The sequence below is a fragment of the Kosakonia sp. HypNH10 genome (genome assembly GCF_029850615.1).
GTDB classification, from domain to species: domain Bacteria; phylum Pseudomonadota; class Gammaproteobacteria; order Enterobacterales; family Enterobacteriaceae; genus Kosakonia; species Kosakonia cowanii.
This window is the reverse complement of sequence record NZ_JAOTIU010000002.1, coordinates 628,233-646,978: the sequence shown is the minus strand read 5'-3', so window position 1 is coordinate 646,978 and position 18,746 is coordinate 628,233. Positions and strand designations below refer to the sequence as shown.

Annotated in this window: 19 protein-coding genes and 2 tRNA genes; 10 read left to right on the top strand and 11 right to left on the bottom strand. The window is 53.8% G+C overall.

The window, feature by feature from the left end:
• Positions 1 to 47: 47 nt before the first annotated feature.
• Positions 48 to 1,118, top strand: a complete 1,071-nt coding sequence (locus tag N7V53_RS09220; RefSeq protein WP_279793149.1) for a LacI family DNA-binding transcriptional regulator — start codon at positions 48 to 50, stop codon at positions 1,116 to 1,118.
• 3 nt (positions 1,119 to 1,121) lie between these two features.
• On the opposite strand, the gene N7V53_RS09215 is transcribed toward N7V53_RS09220, so the two are convergent.
• Positions 1,122 to 2,543, bottom strand: coding sequence for an MFS transporter (locus N7V53_RS09215; protein ID WP_279793148.1), 1,422 nt, complete (start codon positions 2,541 to 2,543; stop codon positions 1,122 to 1,124).
• Between the two features lie 124 nt (positions 2,544 to 2,667).
• Here N7V53_RS09215 and N7V53_RS09210 point away from each other — a divergent pair, with 124 nt between their 5' ends.
• Positions 2,668 to 3,570, top strand: coding sequence for a LysR family transcriptional regulator (locus N7V53_RS09210; protein ID WP_279793147.1), 903 nt, complete (start codon positions 2,668 to 2,670; stop codon positions 3,568 to 3,570).
• 226 nt (positions 3,571 to 3,796) lie between these two features.
• Here the strand turns inward: N7V53_RS09210 and N7V53_RS09205 are convergent, their stop codons facing one another.
• From N7V53_RS09205 to N7V53_RS09195, 3 genes are read right to left on the bottom strand one after another with little or no spacing between them, the layout of a single operon-like run.
• Positions 3,797 to 4,831, bottom strand: a complete 1,035-nt coding sequence (locus tag N7V53_RS09205; protein ID WP_279793146.1) for a DUF2891 domain-containing protein — start codon at positions 4,829 to 4,831, stop codon at positions 3,797 to 3,799.
• Between the two features lie 9 nt (positions 4,832 to 4,840).
• On the bottom strand, positions 4,841 to 5,827 hold the full coding sequence (locus N7V53_RS09200) for a DUF979 domain-containing protein (RefSeq protein WP_279793145.1): 987 nt from the start codon (positions 5,825 to 5,827) through the stop codon (positions 4,841 to 4,843).
• The gene (locus N7V53_RS09195; RefSeq protein ID WP_279793144.1) at positions 5,824 to 6,546 is read right to left on the bottom strand and encodes a DUF969 domain-containing protein; all 723 of its coding nucleotides are present in this window, start codon (positions 6,544 to 6,546) and stop codon (positions 5,824 to 5,826) included. Before N7V53_RS09195 ends, N7V53_RS09200 begins: the two co-directional genes overlap by 4 nt.
• Positions 6,547 to 6,789: 243 nt before the next feature.
• Here N7V53_RS09195 and N7V53_RS09190 point away from each other — a divergent pair, with 243 nt between their 5' ends.
• From N7V53_RS09190 to N7V53_RS09180, 3 genes are all read left to right on the top strand, one after another.
• Positions 6,790 to 7,335, top strand: a complete 546-nt coding sequence (locus N7V53_RS09190) for a winged helix DNA-binding protein (protein WP_023479169.1) — start codon at positions 6,790 to 6,792, stop codon at positions 7,333 to 7,335.
• Between the two features lie 445 nt (positions 7,336 to 7,780).
• Positions 7,781 to 8,485, top strand: coding sequence for a hypothetical protein (locus N7V53_RS09185; protein ID WP_279793143.1), 705 nt, complete (start codon positions 7,781 to 7,783; stop codon positions 8,483 to 8,485).
• Between the two features lie 103 nt (positions 8,486 to 8,588).
• Positions 8,589 to 8,915 (top strand): VENN motif pre-toxin domain-containing protein, encoded by a 327-nt coding sequence (locus N7V53_RS09180; protein WP_279793142.1) that lies wholly within the window; start codon positions 8,589 to 8,591, stop codon positions 8,913 to 8,915.
• Positions 8,916 to 8,983: 68 nt separating this feature from the next.
• Here the strand turns inward: N7V53_RS09180 and N7V53_RS09175 are convergent, their stop codons facing one another.
• A complete protein-coding gene (locus N7V53_RS09175) occupies positions 8,984 to 9,340 on the bottom strand; it encodes a helix-turn-helix domain-containing protein (RefSeq protein ID WP_279793141.1) in 357 nt (118 codons plus the stop codon).
• Positions 9,341 to 9,437: 97 nt separating this feature from the next.
• Here N7V53_RS09175 and N7V53_RS09170 point away from each other — a divergent pair, with 97 nt between their 5' ends.
• On the top strand, positions 9,438 to 10,187 hold the full coding sequence (locus N7V53_RS09170; protein ID WP_279793140.1) for an SDR family oxidoreductase: 750 nt from the start codon (positions 9,438 to 9,440) through the stop codon (positions 10,185 to 10,187).
• A gap of 190 nt (positions 10,188 to 10,377) precedes the next feature.
• On the opposite strand, the gene N7V53_RS09165 is transcribed toward N7V53_RS09170, so the two are convergent.
• Positions 10,378 to 10,467, bottom strand: a tRNA-Ser gene (locus N7V53_RS09165).
• Between the two features lie 93 nt (positions 10,468 to 10,560).
• Here N7V53_RS09165 and mtfA point away from each other — a divergent pair.
• From mtfA to N7V53_RS09150, 3 genes are all read left to right on the top strand, one after another.
• A complete protein-coding gene (mtfA, locus tag N7V53_RS09160) occupies positions 10,561 to 11,358 on the top strand; it encodes a DgsA anti-repressor MtfA (RefSeq protein ID WP_279793138.1) in 798 nt (265 codons plus the stop codon).
• A gap of 99 nt (positions 11,359 to 11,457) precedes the next feature.
• Positions 11,458 to 11,533, top strand: a tRNA-Asn gene (locus tag N7V53_RS09155).
• 171 nt (positions 11,534 to 11,704) lie between these two features.
• The gene (locus N7V53_RS09150; protein ID WP_279793136.1) at positions 11,705 to 13,678 is read left to right on the top strand and encodes a PhoX family phosphatase; all 1,974 of its coding nucleotides are present in this window, start codon (positions 11,705 to 11,707) and stop codon (positions 13,676 to 13,678) included.
• 75 nt (positions 13,679 to 13,753) lie between these two features.
• On the opposite strand, the gene N7V53_RS09145 is transcribed toward N7V53_RS09150, so the two are convergent.
• The 3 genes from N7V53_RS09145 to N7V53_RS09135 form a co-directional block, all read right to left on the bottom strand.
• Positions 13,754 to 13,999 carry a DUF2543 family protein gene (locus N7V53_RS09145; RefSeq protein WP_023479185.1) on the bottom strand — a complete coding sequence of 82 codons (246 nt, stop codon included), beginning with the start codon at positions 13,997 to 13,999 and terminating at the stop codon, positions 13,754 to 13,756.
• Positions 14,000 to 14,027: 28 nt separating this feature from the next.
• On the bottom strand, positions 14,028 to 14,504 hold the full coding sequence (locus tag N7V53_RS09140) for a cold shock domain-containing protein (RefSeq protein ID WP_023479132.1): 477 nt from the start codon (positions 14,502 to 14,504) through the stop codon (positions 14,028 to 14,030).
• 108 nt (positions 14,505 to 14,612) lie between these two features.
• On the bottom strand, positions 14,613 to 15,152 hold the full coding sequence (locus N7V53_RS09135) for a DUF2058 domain-containing protein (protein ID WP_054803188.1): 540 nt from the start codon (positions 15,150 to 15,152) through the stop codon (positions 14,613 to 14,615).
• A gap of 243 nt (positions 15,153 to 15,395) precedes the next feature.
• Here N7V53_RS09135 and shiA point away from each other — a divergent pair, with 243 nt between their 5' ends.
• Positions 15,396 to 16,712 carry a shikimate transporter gene (gene shiA, locus N7V53_RS09130; protein ID WP_279793135.1) on the top strand — a complete coding sequence of 439 codons (1,317 nt, stop codon included), beginning with the start codon at positions 15,396 to 15,398 and terminating at the stop codon, positions 16,710 to 16,712.
• 41 nt (positions 16,713 to 16,753) lie between these two features.
• Here shiA and cbl read toward each other — a convergent pair whose 3' ends face one another.
• Positions 16,754 to 17,704, bottom strand: coding sequence for an HTH-type transcriptional regulator Cbl (cbl, locus tag N7V53_RS09125; RefSeq protein ID WP_279793134.1), 951 nt, complete (start codon positions 17,702 to 17,704; stop codon positions 16,754 to 16,756).
• A 101-nt stretch (positions 17,705 to 17,805) separates the two neighbouring features.
• Positions 17,806 to 18,723, bottom strand: a complete 918-nt coding sequence (gene nac, locus N7V53_RS09120; RefSeq protein ID WP_054803190.1) for a nitrogen assimilation transcriptional regulator NAC — start codon at positions 18,721 to 18,723, stop codon at positions 17,806 to 17,808.
• Positions 18,724 to 18,746: the final 23 nt, after the last annotated feature.

The window sequence follows — 18,746 nt, the reverse complement described above, 5'->3', positions numbered from 1 at the left end:
AAAATGTTAGCGGACGACATTGTTACGGATGTGTAAAGGAGTGACTTATGCAACGCCGTACGGCAACGTTAGAAGATGTAGCTCGCAAGGCCGGGGTGTCGCAGCAGACGGTTTCGCGTGTACTGAATAAACCCGGGGTTGTGTCTGAACGCACCCGCGACAAGGTTATCAGCGCGATGCAGGCGTTGCTCTATGTTCCGAACCGTTCGGCGCAATTGCTGGCGGGGAAGTCTGCGCCGTCGATTGGTTTGATTACCGCGTCGTTGACCCTGCATGCGCCCTCACAAATCGCCGCGGCAATAAAAAGTCACGCCAGCGTACGCCAGCTTGAGGTCGCTATTGCAATGCCCGCGATGGTGGATTACGCCTCACTTCAGGCACGGCTAAATGAGTTTCGCGCGCAGAATATCCGTGGTGCAATTATTAATCTGCCGCTGGAAGGCAGTGTTGCCGAAAAGCTGGTGAGTGAGAATCCGGATATTTGCTGTCTGTTTTTGGATATTTCGCCGGAGACCGATGTCTGCTGCGTGCGTTTTGACCATCTTGATGGTTGTAGCGCTTGCATCCGTCATCTCTGGGAACTGGGGCACCGGGATTTCGGTCTGCTTGCCGGACCTGAAAGTTCTGTTTCAGCGCGCATGCGTCTGAGCAGCTGGCGTGAGACGTTGCATCGACTTGGGGTAAGTAATGCGGTGACGGTTTTTGGCGACTGGAGTGCGGCCAGCGGCTGGCACAATGCTTTCAAACTGTTACATCAGTACCCGAAGATAAGTGCGATCGTTGTGGCGAACGATCAGATGGCACTCGGCGTGTTGAGCGCCCTGGCGCAGCTCAATCGCAGCGGGAGCCAGGCAGTCTCCGTCACGGGTTATGACGATACGGCAGATAGCCTTTACTTCCAGCCGCCGCTGACCACCGTGGCACAGGATTTCAACAAACTCGGTAAGCGGGCCGTGGAGTTGCTTATCCAGTTCATGGCCGACCCGCAAATCAGGATCCGTGAACTGCTGCCTACACGACTGGTTATTCGTCAGTCAACCTGGCCTGTAGCCGGTGACTCCGGGGAAGACAACGCGCAGCTAATTACGCAATTAAAAACACTGGTGAAGAAGCTGTAAGATCTACAGATTCTGTCTGCTACGAGAATCTACTTCCTCCTGCCGCAGGCCTGTTTTACGTAACCGGCTCACGCTTAACACCACTGATGCCGCAGAAGCGATGACAGCAATCCACAGAGCATAATGGACAGCCTGAAGCTCATTTATTGCCAGCAGTACCCCCATGACAGCAGCGCCGAGACATTGACCGAACGTCCGGACGATAGACAATACGCCTGATGCGTAGCTGGCATAGTCGCGGGATACGTTAGAGAGCATCTCCCGGTTATTAGGGCTCTGGAAACAACCAAATCCGATGCCGCACCACAGGCTGCGTAAACAGATATCCCATGCCGCAGGGCTGGCGGGTAGCGTGGCCAGCAAAATCAAACCCACCACAAAAAGCGCTAACCCAACGGTAGAAATCAGCGGCGCTGAAAGTGTGTCGGCCCAACGGCCCGCATGAGGCGCTATCAACACAATGCCGATCGGCCATGGCGTAAAGAGTAACGCCGAAATTACGGGGCTGTAGCCATACACGCTCTGAAACAGAAATGGCAGCGCAATAAAGGTGATTCCCTGGCTGACAAAACAGGCCAGCGAAGTTAAAGCAGCGAGGGTAAAGCGTCCATTTTTGAACATTACGGGGGGTAATAAAGGATGCTTTACCCGGCGGATCTGCCAGATAAATGTGATGGCGCTGAGCATCGCGAGCAGACTCCAGCTGATAGCCCCGACGCTGATGTGATGGTCTGAGGAGAAGCTGTTTGCCGCCATCACCATTGAGCCTAAAAGTAGTGCAGAAAGCAGAGCTCCTGGCGTATCGAACGGCGTGCTATCGGACGCCGGTTTTCGTGGCAGCGACCTGAATACCAGCAACAGTGAAACGGTGCCAGGCAGCACGTTTATGGCGAATAACCATTTCCAGCTCATTATGTCGAGCACTGTGCCGCCAAGTACAGGCGCTATGGCCGAGCTTGCAGCAATAAGCAAGGCGTGTAGCCCAAGAATACGGCCAAGCAATCGCCCGGGGAAAACAGAACGCAGTATCGCCGGGGCAATACTCAGGGTCGCTGCGCCGCCAATCCCCTGCATAATGCGCATTCCGATGAGCATCTGCGGAGTACTGGCCAGCGCACAACCCAGTGAAGCGAGCGTAAAGAGGGTAAGGCCTGAAAGAAATACTGGGCGGTAACCAACGCGTACTGCCAGCGCAGCGAAGATAGCCAACGTCATGGCGGCGGAGAGCAGGTAACCGTTGGCGAACCAGACCGAGATATTCGCCGGTACCTGCATCGCTTTTGCCATGGATGGCAGGGCGATGTTGATCATCGTGCCGTCAAAAACGCCCATCAGCGTCGTGGTCATTACGGCGGCCATCACGCGTGCACGCTCTTGTCCCGGCAGGCCCTCATCGCCCGGCTGATTTGAAAATAACGTTGTCATCTTTGATGCCTGTGAAGGGAAGGATGCGAAAACTATAATCAGCAGCGAATAAGGGCGGAAGATGCAGCATTTGCACTTTATAATTGCATTCGACGCCATATCTGAACTCTTACCAGGAACCACTATGTCCGACCCTGATTTTAACTTGCTGGTCGCGCTCGACGTTTTGCTGGCAGAAGCCAGCGTTGCGGGGGCGGCTCGACGCTTAAACCTGAGTACCTCAGCGATGAGCCGCACGCTCAGCAGGCTACGTGAGGTGACGGGGGATCCCATTCTGGTGCGAGCAGGTCGTAACATGGTGCTCACCCCCTGGGCTGAAGCAACCCGGGATCGTGCCAGAAGCGCGGTCTATGAGGCGAGAGCGGTACTTCAGCCCTCTTCCGGGACGCTCAAGGTGGAAAACCTCGAACGGCTGTTCACCATCAGGGCCAATGATGGCTTTGTCGTGGCATTTGGCCCACTACTTATTGCCACCGTGGCCGAAGCGGCCCCAGGTATTTGCATACGCTTTGCGCCGAAACCTGAAAAAACGTCTCGTTATCTTCGTGAGGGTTTGGTTGACCTCGAGATTGGTGTTCAGAGCAATATGGGGCCAGAAATTCGCGTGCAGAGGCTCTTTCAGGATCGCTTTATTGGAGCGGTGCGCAAGGAGCATCCGCTGGCGTCACGGCCGGAAATAAGCGTTGAAGATTATATTGCCTGGGGACATGTGGTGGCGTCACCTGACGGGGTGCTACATGGTTTTGTCGATGATGCCCTGGCGGCGTCAGGCGTCACGCGCAAAGTGGTGAGCGTGGTTCCAGGCTTTCCAACTGCGTTATCCGTCGCGCTGGCCTCCGACCTTATCGCCATGGTTCCTGCGCTGTACTTGCGCAACCAACGAATGACAGACAATTTACATCTCTTTGAATTGCCATTCAAAAACCGGAACATTGTGGTGTCGCAGATGTGGCATCCAAGAATGGAAAAGGATCCCGGGCACCGCTGGCTTCGGGAGAAAATTTTAGAGGTGTGTCGGGTACGGTAACGTATTCCGTCCCATGGTTGAATGAGATGTTCCCCTTCTATTCACACAACGTAACGCCAGCACTGTCCGCTTCTGGCATAAAGCGGACAAGCTAACTGAGCTTAATACCTGCTTTTAGCGAAAAGCGGAAGTCACAACGATGATGACAGGATTGCTCCGCCATATTGCGCATAGCAAACCTGTTATGTCCTGGTTACTGTGTCGTGACATATCGTGACACCCCCCATCAACGCATAGCGTGGCGGTATCCGTCGTCTGCGGGTAGTGGTTCTAATGCCAGCAACGCAAAACTCGCCAGCCAGTGCCCGCCGCTATAGTGGCTTCCTACCACATGATCAATGCTTGCATCCAGGTGCCGCGCAATGGCATCACGCAGCGCCTGCTTCACCGGATGTTTTTCCGGCAGTGCCCTGGCGATATGCTTCATGCACCAGGCACGACTGAGGTTTAACCCATCGAGATGAGCAATTTTAGGATCGGTTCGGTCGCTAACTTCTGCCGGATACATCAGCGCCGGGACCGAACACACATCTGGTAAAAACGTATCGAACCAGGCCGGGAAATTGTCGGCCACTTTGCTCATCAGCAGGGCCTCGGTGAGCGCGCCAGAAATGTATTCATCTCCGCCTGGCTCGAAATGCGCCGGATAACGCGTATCTGCCAGATAAAACCGATTAGCCGCAGACAGAATGCATTGCTCCAGCGAGCTATCCTGCACCATGCGGGCATAATCCAGCCCCAGAGTCAGCGCAAAGGCGGTGTTGTAGTGCGTACCCACGCGGATTGGATAGGTTAGCTTGCTGAGATAATCCATCAGCCTGTCGCGTATATATTGGGTTAATGGCTGCAGGGTCAGGTACCAGCGTGCGGCGTGGGGCAGCGAAGAGTGTTGAAGTTCCTGGGCCAGCGCCAGCAGCCAGCCATAGCCATAAGGACGCTCGAACGACGCGCGCATCGGCGCGGTAAAATAGGCCAGCTCTTTCGCCACCTTCTCGTCAGTAAGGTGTTCTTCGAACAGGGCGATAATCTCTTCACGACACGACAGCTCGGGGAAAAGACGCAGGCTGCGCAACAGTAACCAGTAACCGTGTACCGCAGAGTGCCAGTCAAAGCAGCCGTAGAAAATTGGATGTAATTCGCGAGGAGGCAAAACATCACCATCATCATTAAGCAGATGCATAATGTGATTCGGATATTCCTGGCGCAGATAGGTCAAAGGCATCCGGGCAAAAGCGTCAGCCTGTTGTTGCGTTAATTCCATAACAGCTCCTTAGCGAAACACGAGGAAATACATTAAGAACACGTTCACCACCAGCACGGCTAACGCGGTTGGGATCTGGATCTTTATGACCTGATATTTATCTTTTAGCTCCAGCAGTGCCGCCGGAACGATATTGAAGTTCGCGGCCATTGGCGTCATCAGGGTACCGCAGTAGCCAGCATACATACCGATTGCCAGCAGCGGTGCCGGGTCGCCGTGATGGACGTTGATCAGGAAGGGCAACGCAATACCCGCGCTAAGTACCGGGAAAGCCGCAAAGGCGTTGCCCATGATGATGGTAAACAGCGCCATCCCCACGCAGTAGATCACCACCAGCATGAAGCGGTTATCGGGATTAACAAACAGGCTTACCACCTTTTGTACTGACTGGCCGGTATTGGCAACGACAAAAACGCCGCCCAGCATAGCCAGCATCTGCGGCAGGATCACCGCCCAGCCAATCGTATCCACAAGGCGACGGGATTGACGCACGGCATGAAGTGGCGTGCCCTTCGTCAGCCACCAGCCGGTCAGGATAGCGGCGACACAGGCGACACAGAGCGCGGCCAGCGTAAGCTGCTTCTGGTCAAGAATATAAACGCTGTCAATCGAAACACCTTTCAGGAATAACGTGGCGATGACAGTCACCACGGGGATCATCAGCGCCGGCAGGAACAGCCAGTTTTTCAGTCGTTCTGACGAAGCGACGCGTGCCTCCTCGTCAGACATTTTATAGTGACCTTTCCCAACCAGCCCGAAGCCCGCCAGGAGGGCAATAGCGATAACGGCGCCCCCAATAATGCGGTACGCCAGTGATTCCCCCAGCTCCTGCACCATAAGGTCGCCCATCAGGAAGATCCCGCCGAAAAGAAACCAGAATAGCGCTGTGGTAAAACGTTTAGGGTTAGCGCGATCGCGCAGGGTCATAATCACCAGCAACATAACAACGAAGCCGATCAAGTAATAAACCCGGTTGATAGTGATTAAGGTCATCATTTTTTGGCCTCCGGCATTCCCTGCTCTGCTTTCCACGCCATCACGTCGCGGCGAATGCTGGCATCCAGACGCAGCAAGCGCGTCATATGAATAATCAATGCCGCAATGGCGGTCGGAATAGCCCACAGGCCAATGTGCAGCGGTTCGATCCCCTCGATGCCGTTCTCTTTCAGGAAAGCATCGATCAGAAGAACCGCTCCGAAAGCTATAAAGATATCTTCCCCGAAGAAGACAGCGATATTGTCGCATGCGGCAGCATGGGCTTTGATCTTGTCACGAACTTGCTGCGGCAGTTCACCATATTCATTCATTGCCGCTCCTTCAGCCATCGGTGCCAGCAGCGGACGCACCGTCTGGGCGTGGCCCCCAAGGGACATCAGCCCCAGTGCGGCGGTTCCCTCACGGGCCACGAAATAGAGCATCAGAATACGCGCAGAGGTAGCACTGGCGAACTTCGCCACCCAGGACTGGGCGCGCTCTTTGAGGCCGTAGTATTCCAGCAGGCCAATAACCGGCAAAATCAGAATGAAAGTGGCCAGTGAGCGACTGTTAAAGAACTTCTCGCCAAAGGTTTCCAGCAATATGCCGAAATCCATGCCCACCAGCAGACCCGTCGCAAGCCCCGCCACCACGACCACCAGTAGCGGGTTGAAGCGCAGAGCAAAACCAAAAACCACTACCGGTATCCCGATAAGCGGCAACAGTGTAGAACTGTCCATAACCATTTCCCCTATCCAAAGTGAGCGTTGCGCACCGACGGCTATTTTTTTAATACTTCGCATCAGGGCGAAGCGGTGCAATGCGGCGAGCGATGTTGTGTTTTGCGTCAGGCCCCGCAGAACCTGCATTCAAAAGCTATATCTGAAGCGAAAAAACATGTAAACAATTTATCAATAAAATGTTCTTATTTTGTCGATAACTTTATATTTATGTGCATATGTCACACTCCCGCAAGGAACGTTATGACTTCAAAAAAACAGGCAATTTCCCAGACAGACGGTATAACCGATGGCAAAATTGTTTCTTCACGCCATCTGGTCTCTGAGAGCTGCGCGGAACTGTCAGAGCTGGAGTACGCGCTGATAATGACCAGTAACGCATTCAATAAATGGATGGTGCGCTGTATGACAGCCGCAGGGGAGCCGGATATGGGCGCGTTTGATATATCGCTGCTGCATCACGTGAATCACCGCGACCGTAAAAAAAAGCTGGCCGATATCTGCTTCGTGCTGAACGTGGAAGACACTCACCTGGTGACTTATGCGATGAAAAAACTGGTAAAGGCAGGCTATGTGACGAGTGAAAAAGCCGGAAAAGAGCTCTTTTTTTCCACGACGGAGGAAGGCAAAGCTCTGTGTATGAAATATCGCAGTGTGCGTGAAACTTGCCTGATTAAAATCCACGCCGAGAGCGGTATTCCGGGGACGTCCATTGGTGAAACAGCGCAACTACTGCGCACCATCTCATCACTGTATGACACCGCTGCACGCGCTGCTGCATCGCTATAACATCAAGTCAGCGTCAGTGAATTAACTTCTGAAACGAGATGCACTACATACTTGAGGCTGGCATGAAATTGACTCAACCCAGTTCATAGTGTTCATTGCCAACGTTAAAACAGCGGGCGAACGCCAGCTTCGGGCGCGAAGCGAGCACTACTATTGGCATTCAGGTCCGCTATGAGCGAGAAGCGGAAGTAGTCACTTTTATGGTCTGCTCCCACAAAAGTGACTACAGAAACAGTCGCAATTTAATCCTATGGCAAATGGCGTTCATGCCGGAGATACGAATGATCTGTCACAGAAAGCTTCAGGCTCGCAAAATAAGATAGTTATGGAGAATCCGTATAGGTTTCAGCCATTTAATAGCGAAGTGTTGCGTGTGTTAGCGGATGATGGCAGCCCAATAGCTAAAGATAAGCTTAGAGAGTACACATTTAAAAGGAAGTGAAAAATGGAGAGATACTTATTAGATATAACCGATAGTTATGAGCGATTTATCTGTATGAGTAGTGATGTCGGATTACGGCATTATATTACCTTTCCCGAAATATCTTCATGGGGGGATGATAAATTTGTTGTAACTCTTGAGAATATCGAAATAAATATGTATGAAGATATTTGGTTTTCTCCAATTGTAGATCAGAATCCAAATAGCATAATAGCTTCGTTATTAAAAGAAGTCGATATTAGTCAACCGGAGTGCATATTCACTGTAGTACTAAAACGTGCAAGGGTGGTTATGGATAAAAAAAGTGTCTTTATGTTATTGCAAAATGGAGGAGAAAAACATTTTCACTCTGATGATCGTGGTTTTGATGTCGGTGATAAATACATTTTACTTGCTGGAAGAAGTGCAGATTACCATGATACCATGGTATGGTTAAGGATTATTGCCACAGGGAAATTATTTCTGGAGTTCTATGAGTTTGATATAATAGCTCAGTCCACCGAACTTAACAACAACATCTCCATTGAGTCTGCGAAAGCATTGAATAAAGCACAAGAGTTATTTATCGAACTCAAAAAAAGAGATTTTAATGTTTTGCGTTTAAATGGAGTGCAAAGTCCTTTTCATGATCATTCCTACCTTTCTCGCTTTTTTAATTATAGCGAAAATAATAATGTAGCGATTAAATCTTATTATGTAGATGGGTAAGTAAAAAGAGAACTATATAATTAAGAAAGAGTATTTAAACGTCTGCAAAACTGTTTTCCTGAATCCAAGTGCAAAGCACCGGAACCGATGCAGCAACCGATGAATGGGGTTGAATAATTTCTCTCGACGCCTGGGTATAAAAGATACCAATCATTTGAATGAGGATCAGAAGCAAACCATTTTAGCACTGGCGACGCTGGCATCGGGGCTTGCGGGTGCCTTGACAGGAGACAGCGGTGCAAATGCTGTTACAGCGGCACAGGCCGGGAAAACCACGGTTAAGAATAACTATTTAAGCCAGGATGAAGCACAGGCTTTCGATAAGGAAATGACAGCCTGTCATCAATCCGGAGGGGGATTTGGCAGCATCCAGAATAAATATACCGCAATTAGCGTTGATAACCGACTTGACCTACTCCCCATAAGCTAACATATCTCAATGTTATCAATGTCCGCCTCTGGCACAAAGCGGACTTTCCGGCTCGGGTACGGGCTGGCTCAATCGAATGTTTTGGCTTCCTGACGGCCGAGCATAATCTTCTCAATCTCGTTCATATGTGCACTTCCCCATGTGCATAGCGGGGCAAGGCTATCGGCAAGGCTGACGCCGAATTCGGTAAGCGAGTATTCGACTTTGGGCGGAATAGTCTGGTAGTCGATGCGCTGAACCACGCCATCGGCCTGCAACTCCTTCAACTGCTGAATAAGCATTTTGTCACTGACGCCAGCAACCGCGCGTTTCAGCTCGCCATAGCGCCGGGTGTCATGCGCCAGATGGTACAGAATCAAAGGCTTCCACTTACCGCCGATTACAGCCAGTGCTGCATCCAGACCACATGTAAATGAGGGTGTCATCGGGTTTCCTTAGGTACTTACCAAAAGGTGCATACTATACCAAAAGTAATTTCCCGTCTAAAGTGCAGCTGTCGGCAAATCACTTAAGGAAACGCTTATGTCCAGACTCACAGGCAAGACAGCATTGATTACAGGTGGAAGCACGGGAATCGGCCTGGCAAGCGCCATACGCTTCGCAGCAGAAGGCGCCCGCGTCTATATTGCAGGACGTCGCCAGGCCGAGATCGACAAGGCAATAGCCAAAATCGGTCATGGCGCGACGGGTATCCGATGTGATGTCTCCAGGCTGGAGGATCTCGACCATCTCTACGCGCAGATCAAGGCCGAAGCAGGCCAACTCGATATCCTGTTCGCTAACGCTGGCTTAGGAACGTTCGCCCCGCTTGGCGAGATCAGTGAAGCGGACTTCGACCACATGTTCGGCGTCAATGTGAAGGGCACGCTATTTACAGTTCAGAAGGCGCTTCCGCTCATGCGCTCTGGCGGTTCGATCATCCTGACCGGGTCAACCACAGGCTCAATGGGAACGCCCGCTTTCAGCATCTACAGCGCAACGAAGGCGGCAATCAGAAACTTCGCCAGAAGCTGGGCCCTCGATATGAAGGGAACCGGTATTCGCATCAATGTGCTCTCACCTGGCGGTACGGAAACCCCAGGGTTGCACGATCTGTTCGGGACAAGCGGAGAGTCGGAAGCATTGCTTGCTGGCCTGGCCGCACAAACTCCCCTTGGCCGTATCGGCCGCCCGGAAGAGACGGCCGCCGTGGCCTTGTTCCTGGCAAGCGATGAGAGCAGCTTTATGACGGGCAGCGAAGTTTTTGTGGATGGTGGCATGGCTCAGGTATGAGTAATCCTGGCGCTCCGGTAAGCGCCGGGGTGCCTGGAGGGCTGAATCGCAAGTGCTGGTTTACGACAGAAAGGTAAAGTGAGCGCGACTTTGAACCGCAAAAAGAGAGCTTTCAGGCTCGCTTTTTCTTAAAGGATTTTCTCATTGGGATCTGGATCGTTGAAAGCTGTGCGGGTAAATGCTTGAATAATGGCGGAGAGAGGGGGATTTGAACCCCCGGTAGAGTTGCCCCTACTCCGGTTTTCGAGACCGGTCCGTTCAGCCGCTCCGGCATCTCTCCGTTCAGATGGTTGCCATCATGCCAGGAAATTTGGCATTTTAACAGACCCAGTCCCGTTGATTTGGTTCAAGTGGCGAGTTTGCGAGCAAAACGATGATTAAGTGGCCCTGGAAAATCCGGGAATCTGCCGATGAAGCAGATCTTCCCTGGCAAGATGCGTTAAAAGTCCCCGTGTTAGCGAATTTATCGCCAGACGAGCAAAGCAAACTGATCCAGCTGGCCAGCCGTTTTTTGCAGCAAAAGCGCCTGGTGGCGCTGCAGGGATTCGATCTGGACGCGCTGAAAAGCGCGCGCATCAGCCTGCTATTTTGCCTGCCGGTGCTGGAACTGGGCCTCGAATGGCTCGATGGCTTTCACGAAGTGCTGATCTACCCTGCCCCTTTTATCGTCGATGATGAGTGGGAGGATGATTTTGGCCTCGTGCATAACCAGCGCATGGTTCACTCCGGGCAGAGCTGGCAGCAGGGTCCCATCGTGCTTAACTGGCTCGATATTCAGGACTCCTTTGACGCCTCCGGTTACAACCTGATTATTCATGAAGTGGCGCACAAGCTTGATATGCGCAACGGCGATCGCGCGAGCGGCATTCCACTCATTCCGCTGCGTGATGTAGCGGGCTGGGAGCACGATCTGCGCGCTGCCATGGAGAACATTCAGGATGAGATCGATCTGGTCGGCGAAAGCGCAGCCAGCATTGATGCCTATGCCGCCACCGATCCCGCCGAGTGTTTCGCGGTGCTGTCGGAGTATTTCTTCAGCGCGCCAGAGCTGTTTGCTCCGCGTTTCCCTGCCCTGTGGCAGCGCTTCTGCCACTTCTATCAGCAGGATCCTTTGAGCCGCCTGCGTGGTCAGCCAGGCAGCTACGGCGATGAGGCAAATCCGGTACATTAAACTGCCGTCTGGATGTTAATTAGCCAATTGAATCAGCATGTTAAATTTAGTGTTGACACTAAAGTACGCGGTCAGTAGTATTCGCCCCGTTCACACGATTCCTCTGTAGTTCAGTCGGTAGAACGGCGGACTGTTAATCCGTATGTCACTGGTTCGAGTCCAGTCAGAGGAGCCAAATTTAAGAAGCCCGCTTTTTAGCGGGCTTTTTGCTTTTTATTCTTTACCCTCTCCCAAACAAACACGTCTTATTAAACCGCTGTGCCTCTACCGTTATAAATTTGTAACAAAAGTTTTTTAGACTGCTCTCCATTGCGACGCAAGCCTATGGAAATCACAGGAAAACGATATGAGCAGACCCCTTAAATCGGTGTTCAAGCAAGAGCACAGCGATGAGATCAGTAACCCAAGCCAAAACGCCGCGTTTTCAGAGGTGGTCAGCGCGTTTATGTCACGCCGCCGCTTTCTGCAAATGGGGATGGTCGCCGGCGCTGCCGTCTCATTCCCCTCTTTACTGATGCCCGAAAATGCCTTCGCGGCGATGAGCAAACCGTCCGCCTTAGCGAAAGCGATGTCGCTCGGCTTCACCAGCATTCCCGTCTCGACCGCCGATAACGTCACGGTGCCGGAAGGCTACATCGCCCGCCCCTTCTATCGCTGGGGCGATGCCGTGGGCTTAAAGGGCAATCTGCCGGAATTTAAATTCGACGCCAGCAACACCACCGATGAGCAAGCGGCGCAGGCCGGTATGCACCATGACGGTATGGCGTGGTTTAGCCTGCCGCAGGGCGAAGAGAACCCGGCGCACGGTCTGCTGGCGCTCAATCATGAGTACATTGATAACGGCATGCTGTTTAAAGATGGGACCGCCAACTGGGATCTCGATAAGGCGCGTAAAGGGCAAAACGCCATGGGCGTGTCGGTTATCGAGGTGAAAAAAGCGGACGCCGGCTGGCAGGTGGTTCGCCCCTCCAGCTTTGCCCGCCGTATTACCGTCAATACGCCGATGCAGCTGAGCGGCCCGGCGCGCCACCAGCCGCTGATGAAAACCGCTGCCGATCCGCAGGGTGAACAGGTACTGGGCACCATGCAAAACTGCGCCAATGGTCGTACGCCCTGGGGCACCTACCTCACCTGCGAAGAGAACTGGTCAGATATTTTTGTTAAAAAAGCGCCGCTCAACGCGCTGGAGAAGCGCTACGGCATCAGCGACAGCGATGAGTCCTATCGCTGGAACGAAGTGGATGAGCGCTTCAGCGTCGACAAAACCCCCAACGAGCCAAACCGCTTCGGCTGGGTGGTGGAGATTGACCCTTACGATCCGACCTCGACGCCGCGCAAACATACCGCTTTGGGCCGCTTCAAGCATGAAGGCGCTGCGGTAACGCTGGCGGCGGATAACCGCGTAGTGGTCTATATGGGCGACGATCAGAAGTTTGAATATATCTATAAATTCATCTCTGATAACAAATATGACCCGAGCGATCGCAAGGCGAATATGAAGCTTCTGGAGTCGGGCACGCTCTACGTGGCGAAATTCAATGAAGATGGTTCCGGCGACTGGCTGCCGCTGATCTTCGGCGAAAACGGCCTTGATCAAAGCAACGGCTTCGACAACCAGGGCGACCTACTGATTAAAACCCGCCTTGCTGCCGATAAGGTCGGCGCAACCAAAATGGATCGCCCGGAGTGGATCGCCGTCGATACCCACGCGAAAGGCAGCGTCTACTGCACGCTCACCAATAACTCCGATCGCGGCAAAGAGGGCAAAGCGCCGGTGGATGCGGCCAACCCGCGCGCCAATAACCAGTTCGGCCACATCATGCACTGGAGCGAAGAGAGCGCCGATCCGGCGTCAGCCAAATTTAAGTGGGATATCCTGGTGCTCGCCGGGCGCACGGACAGTGATGACCCGAAAGTAAAAGGCTCAATGAAAGGCGCGGAGTTCGGCAGCCCGGACGGGCTCTCCTTCGATCATCGCGGCGTGCTCTGGATCCAGACTGATGTCTCCTCCAGCACCATCAATAAAAAAGCCTATGAAGGGATGGGCAATAACCAGATGGTGGCAACCATTCCGGGGAGCAATGATTATCGCCGCTTCCTGACCGGGCCGCGCGGGTGTGAAATTACCGGTATCGCCTTTACGCCGGACAACCGCACGCTGTTTATCAATATCCAGCACCCCGGTGAAGGCGGTGATGACATCACCGATCCCAATAATCCGCACGCCATCTCCAACTGGCCGGATTTTAAAGCCGATGGCCGACCGCGCTCCTCCACGGTGGTGATCACCAAATCCGACGGTGGCATTATCGGCACCTGATACCGTTAAAGAAAAAGCCCGCATAATGCGGGCTTTTTGCGTTTCTGAGCAGGAAAAACTGCGGATTATGCCGCGTTATTCGTTGCCCCACTCATTGAGGAAGTTGGCGATCTCATCAATGCGGCTCTCTTTGAGGCCAGCTTCGCGGGCCATCTCTTGCTGCGCCTCTTCGCTGATCTCTTCATTATTGGACAAGCGGGTCAGCAGCAACTGGAAGTAGTGCGCCACCGCGTCACGCTCGGACTCGCTCACCGGCGTCGCGGACTCCGTCGAATACTCATCGGCGATGTCATAAAACTTCAGCGGAATATCGTGGTTCATAAGGGATCCTTAAAAGCAGCAGATAACGTCAAACTTTAAGCAGTTTCACCGTCGCGTCGATATCGATCTCATCTTCCGTAAAGATAAGCGTTGAGCCCTGGAAGGTGGTGATCGCCAGCTTTTTCAGCGTGCGCATCTCCCCTGGCTTGATATCAGATTTTGGCCGGATGCTGCTCATCAGCACGCCGACTGAGAGCACCGGGCTCTCTTTATCGATACGGGTATCAGCAGGCACTTCTTCGTTGAAGACAACATAAGATTTGATCGAGGTGAGCTTCAGGCGCTCGCCAGCGATAAAAATATATTTGCTGTCCGGCACCACTTTTACCGCATAGGCCGAGAGGCCTTTATTGTTGGTGGTGGGTTCAAACGTCACCGCCGCATCTTTTTTAATCAGCTCTGGGTTGGCGACCTTGATCACATGGAAATAGCGGTTTTCACCGTTCTCATCTTTGATAAATCCAAAACCTTTCTCTTTAAACCAGGTTGTGATTTTTCCGTTCATCGCCTTACCGCCTGTTGACTCGTTGTTCTGTGCTAATTTTGCCGCGCGCAGTGTAAAGCACATTGCCCGCGCAGACCACGCTTTTGGCCCGATATTCTTCTGCGCGCCTTACCACATCAGATCGTCAGGCACTTTGAAGTCGGCATACGGATCGTCTTCATCCTGCGCTTCCTGGCTCAGTGCGCTGTTGAGCACAATGCTGTCAGCATCGCGCTGGGCGATTTTATCAGCAACACTTGCGGGAATAATCGCGTACTCCGGCTCGCTGCGGTTTTCCGTCATCAGACGGGCAATCGCCAGACGGCCGCTAATCAGCTGAGCCTGCGTTACCTTATCGACGACGATTTTTTTGATCAGGTTGTTATCGGTAAAGTTGAAGTTGATATCGCCCCGGCTGATGGTGATGCGGTTCATCTCAATCAGCTGCTTCACCTGCGCTTTATACTCTTTGGCGAGCGTCGCCTGCTTCTGCTGCTCGTTAAGCTGCTTATCGCGCTCAAGCTGCGCCTTTTTGTTCTCTTCTACCGCTTCTCTCGCCTCGCGCGCCTGCACGCGGGACTTCTTCGCCGTGCGCTGCACTTTGGCCATCTTTTTGCTGTTGACCAGCCCTGCCTGCAGCAGCTGCTCTTGTAAGGTTAGTTTTGCCATTTTCGCTTCTGAATCCGTTAACAAATTTCCCGGATTATAGCGGGAATTGTTAAGGATATACCAGGCGCAGGATCAGACCGCTTTACGCTGTCAGGTACGACATCTGTGTAAAAGGGTTTTCTCGCGCGGGCTGTCGCTGTAGTCTCAAGGGCGGCCTTAATTTTGCCGCATACGATGTGAGTAATCCTTTCCCTGGTTTTAATAATAAAAAATTGCAAGATGTAAGGAACAGACAGGACAGCTATGGACTCCACACTCATTCCCCCCCGGCCCGATGAGCAGACCCCATCCTCCCACCGCGCCCGCCGCGCTGCATGGGGCAGCTTTGCGGGTGCCGTGGTCGACTGGTTCGATTTTCTCCTCTATGGCATTACCGCCGCGCTGGTATTTAACAGCGAATTTTTCCCGCAGATCGACCCGGCAATGGGCACGCTTGCCGCTTTTGCTACCTTTGGCGTCGGCTTTCTGTTTCGCCCGCTCGGCGGCATCGTCTTTGGTCATTTCGGCGATCGCTTAGGGCGTAAACGGATGTTGATGATGACCGTCTGGATGATGGGCATCGCCACCGCCTGCATCGGTATTCTTCCCTCTTTCGCCACCATTGGCTGGTGGGCGCCGGTATTGCTGGTAACTCTGCGCGCCATTCAGGGCTTCGCCGTCGGCGGCGAATGGGGCGGGGCGGCGCTGCTGGCGGTCGAAAGCGCCCCGGCCGGTAAGAAAGCCTTTTACAGTAGCGGCATTCAGGTGGGCTACGGCGTCGGCCTGCTGCTCTCCACCGGGCTGGTGTCGCTGATCAGCACGCTGACTACCGATGAGCAGTTCCTGAGCTGGGGCTGGCGTCTGCCGTTCCTGTTCAGCATTGTGCTGGTGCTTGGCGCGCTGTGGGTGCGCAACGGCATGGAAGAGTCGGTCGAGTTCGAACGCGCGCAGGCACAAAAGCCCGCTGAAGCGAAAACCCGCCCGCCGGTGTTTGAAGCGCTGGTTCGGCATCCGGGCGCGTTTCTCAAGATTATCGCCCTGCGGCTGTGCGAACTGCTGACCATGTATATCGTCACCGCCTTTGCGCTTAACTACTCAACGCAAAACCTGGGCATGCCGCGCGAACTGTTCCTCAATATCGGGCTGCTGGTGGGCGGCGTCAGCTGCTTTACTATCCCGCTCTTCGCCTGGATGGCAGATCGCTTCGGGCGTCGGCGTATCTATATTACCGGTGCGCTGCTCGGAGCCATCAGCGCCTTCCCCTTCTTTATGGCGCTGGAAGCACGCTCTATTCTTGGCGTAGTTATCTTCTCCATTTTGCTGGCGAATATCGCCCACGATATGGTGGTCTGCGTTCAGCAACCGATGTTTACTGAGATGTTTGGCGCAGGTTACCGCTACAGCGGCGCGGGCGTCGGGTATCAGGTTGCAAGCGTGGTCGGCGGTGGCTTTACGCCGTTTATCGCCGCCGCACTGTTAACCTTCTCCGGCGGCGAGTGGCACAGCGTGGCGATCTACCTGATGGTGGGTTGCTTGCTCTCGGCGGTGACGGCGATATTTATCAGGCCGCAGCCGCATTAAGCCGATAAAAAAGCCTGCGTCTGCGCAGGCTTTTTTTGGCATTAAATCTGGTAATCAATCGCCGCTTCATCCGGCTCCATCACCTGGCGTTTGATCTCATCCACCGACAACCCGGCATTACAGAGTTCAATAAAGCGCCAGACATAGTTGCGCTGCAACTGCCCGCGCTTTAATCCCAGCCAGACGGTATTGGCATCGAAAAGGTGCCGGGTATCGAGGCGCACCAGTTTCCCCGCTTCATGCTCGCCGCTGGACTGCTCCGCCACCAGCCCGACGCCGAGACCCAGCTCGACATAGGTCATGATCACATCAGAGTCCTGCGCGCTCAGCACCACGTCGGGAATTAACCCTTTGCGTGCAAACGCTTCATCAATACGCGAGCGCCCGGTGATGCCCTGACGATAGGTGATAAGCGGCCAGCGGCAGATCTCCTCCAGCGTCAGCGGTGAAGCCTGCGCCAGCGGATGATCCTGCGGCACCAGCAGGCTGTGATGCCAGCGGAACCACGGGAAAGCGACCAGCGCGCTGTCATTGCTTAAACGCTCGCTGGCGATACCGATATCTGCGCCGCCGTTATGCAGCAGGGTTTCAATCTCCTGCGGCGTCCCCTGAATAAGCTCAAGGCGAACTTCAGGAAAGAGCGCGCGGAAGGATTTGATCACCGAAGGCAGGCTATAGCGCGCCTGCGTATGGGTGGTCGCGATGGTCAGAACGCCGGAGGTGTCATTGGTGAAGAGGTCGGCGAGCCTGCGGACGTTGCTCGCCTCGTTGAGAATACGCTCGGCAATCACCAGCAGCGCTTTGCCCGGCTCGGTCATGCCCAGCAATCGCTTACCGCGGCGAATGAAAATCTCAATCCCCAGCTCCTCTTCAAGCTCGCGGATATGTCGACTCACGCCGGACTGCGACGTATAGAGCATGTTGGCGACTTCCGTCAGGTTATAATCCCGCCGCGCCGCCTCACGGATAATTTTAAGTTGCTGGAAGTTCACCCTTCGCTCCTGGCCCATCAATCATGACGTTATTGTTAAAGTCTGCGGCCAGGCAGAACAAATAATAAAAACCAGCAACTTATACTTTTAAGGAATAAAGACTAGCTTGCCAGTTGCAGCTCGCGATTCTCCATCGTCGGGCGGCTGACCAGCGACAGCAGAATGTCTTTCACCGCCTGCGCCTGTGGCGACATGCTGCCGCGTGCTGAGACATTGAGCGACAACGGCAGGCTCATGGATGGCGTGGTGATGCGCGCCATCCAGCCGTTTGTGGCGCTACAGAGCGAGCGCGCGGCGGATTCCGGCAGCACCGTCACGCCCATTCCGCTGGCAATTGCCGCCGTCAGGGTGGCAATCGATTCAATCTCGCCGATGATTTTCGCCGTCAGGCGGCGCAGGGAGAAGGCTTCATCCACCCGTAAACGCACGGCGCTGTAGTCGCGCGGCAGGAAGAGGTTGAGTTCGGCAACCGCTGCCAGATCGACGCTCTGCCCCGGGCAATCCCGCGTGCCGACGAGGTAGAGATCCTCTTTCAGCAGCGGCAGGCTATTAATTCCGGCCCCCGGCGCGCGCTCGTAGAGCACCGCCATATCGAGCTGGCCGTTCAACAATTTGTCGTTCAGCACCGTGCCGCTGTTTTCATGCAGGTAGACGGTCACTTCCGGCAACTCAGCGCGCACCGCTTGCAGCAGCGGCATAGTCACGGAAGATGCGGCAGTGCCGGGCGCGAGGCCAATCGATACCTGGCCGCGCAGCGTCTGGCCAACGTTGTGCACCGCCAGCTGCGCTTGTTCACACTGGCGCAGAATGGTGCGCGCATGGGTATAGAGGATTTTGCCCGCTTCCGTCGGCGTAACCCCGCGCTTGGTGCGGATCAGCAACTGTTGATCCATCTCGCCTTCCAGCGTTGCGACCTGCTGGCTCAGCGCAGGCTGCGCAATATGTAACACTTCAGCGGCCTGCGTCAGGCTGCCAATATCGACGATTTTTACGAAGTACTTCAGGCGTCTTAAGTTCATTTTGCCTCCTGTAAGGATTACCC